The sequence below is a fragment of the Kribbibacterium absianum genome (assembly GCF_030067705.1).
GTDB lineage: Bacteria > Actinomycetota > Coriobacteriia > Coriobacteriales > Atopobiaceae > Kribbibacterium > Kribbibacterium absianum.
Genome location: NZ_JASJEX010000007.1, coordinates 1 through 1,631, shown reverse-complemented (window position 1 = coordinate 1,631; position 1,631 = coordinate 1). Strand labels below are relative to the sequence as shown.

General features: G+C 74.6%; 1 protein-coding gene. It reads right to left on the bottom strand.

Annotated features, from left to right (window positions below):
- Positions 1-231 precede the first annotated feature (231 nt).
- A complete protein-coding gene (locus tag QJ043_RS09755; protein WP_283714086.1) occupies positions 232-1,503 on the bottom strand; it encodes an IS30 family transposase in 1,272 nt (423 codons plus the stop codon).
- Between the last annotated feature and the right edge of the window lie 128 nt (positions 1,504-1,631).

The window sequence follows — 1,631 nt, the reverse complement described above, 5'->3', positions numbered from 1 at the left end:
GGTTGATTTGCAGAGCCATCTGAACATTTGAGGCGCTGGCCGGGTTCCCGCAGCCAGATGGACGCGCCGGCCGCGCCCGTGAGGGCGCGGCGGGCGCGTCCCCCCTGTTGTAGGATGCGTGGAGAGGCGTCGCGATGGCCCCGGAAGGCCGCGCGCCAGCGCCCCGTCGCGGCGGTCGCTGAACTCAGCGCGACGGGCCCCCGGGGAGCCTCCGTTGTCACGTGCCCGCGCCTACGCCAGCGGCGCCTCGCCCCTCTCCCTCCTGGCCCTGTTCACGGCCTCCGGCGACATGAGCACCTCCGCGTAGGGCAGCTGCTCGACCCCGAGGGCGTCCAGCAGCGCGTCCGCGTCGGCGCCGAGCATGGCCCTGAACGCGGCCGCTGGGCAGAGGCCCCCGAGCGACGGCCTCGGCGACGAGTTGACGTGCGACATGGCCGCGGCGCAGTCCGCCTCGCCGACGCCCTCCAGCGAGACGCCGCCCCGGCCCTTGGGGAAGACCTTGCGCACCTCCACGTGGTTCTTCTCGCAGCCGCCCTTCTGGTCGGCGCGCCCCGGGTCGCAGTAGAAGAGGCGCGTCTCGCCGGGCCGCTCGCCGATCGCGGCCGCGAGGGCCCGCTCGTCGGAGAACTCCGCGCCGTTGTCGGTGAGCACGAGCGCGAAGACCCTGCGCGCCGCCCCCGGCCCGAGGGCCGACGACAGCCTGCGCAGCCACGCCTCCGGCCCGCCGGCCTCCTTCGAGGGCATCGGCAGCAGCAGCTGCAGCCTCGACGGGCGGTGCAGCAGCGTCAGCAGGCAGGCCCGGTCGCCCCTGCGGCCCTCGACGGTGTCCATCTCCCAGGCGCCGGCGCACTCGTCGCCGAGCGCCAGGAAGGCCGCGTGCGACCTCCGGGGCGAGTGCGAGGTGGCGCGCTCCGGGGCGCTCCTCCTGCGCTTCCTGTAGCCCACCTTCCGGCGCAGGTCCATGTTCGACATGCCCGCGTAGCCGCGCTCGGCCCAGCGGTAGACCGTGGACACGGACACGGTGACGGCGCCCGACGCCACCATCTGCTCCGGCGAGAGGCCCCGGGCGAGCCCGTCCCTGATCGCGGCGATCTGGCGGGCGGCCTCCTCCTCGTCGGCGTCGATGCCCCTGCGCGACAGGCTCAGCTCGGCGTCGGCCTGGAGCTGCGCGGCCCTGGGGTCGTAGTACACGCGCGGGCGCCTGCTGCAGCCGTAGCCCCGGCGCTTCGCGCAGCCGTTGCAGCACCTCGGCCACTTGGCGAGGCCCGGGCACGACTGCGCCAGCGCCTCGTCCGACGGCGCCGGCTGCCCCCTGTGCTCCCTCGGCGACGTCACGTAGCGGTGCCTCTGCACCTCCGAGCACACGGTGGAGGGCGACCTGCCCAGGTCCGCGGCTATCGAGCGCGCGGACTCGCCGCGCTCCAGCCCCCTGTGTATGCGGTTGCGCTCGCTGCGGTCCAGCCTCGCGTAGGCCCTGTCCGGCGGCCTCTTCTGCCTGGCCATCACCGGCCCCCTTCCCGACGTGGGCCGGCCTGTCCGGCCCGTCGCCAAAAGGGTGCCGGGTCCCCGAACCCAGCGCGACGCGTTCCGGTGAGTGTTGGGACCGTTCGGGTAGAGACGCGAATCTAGGC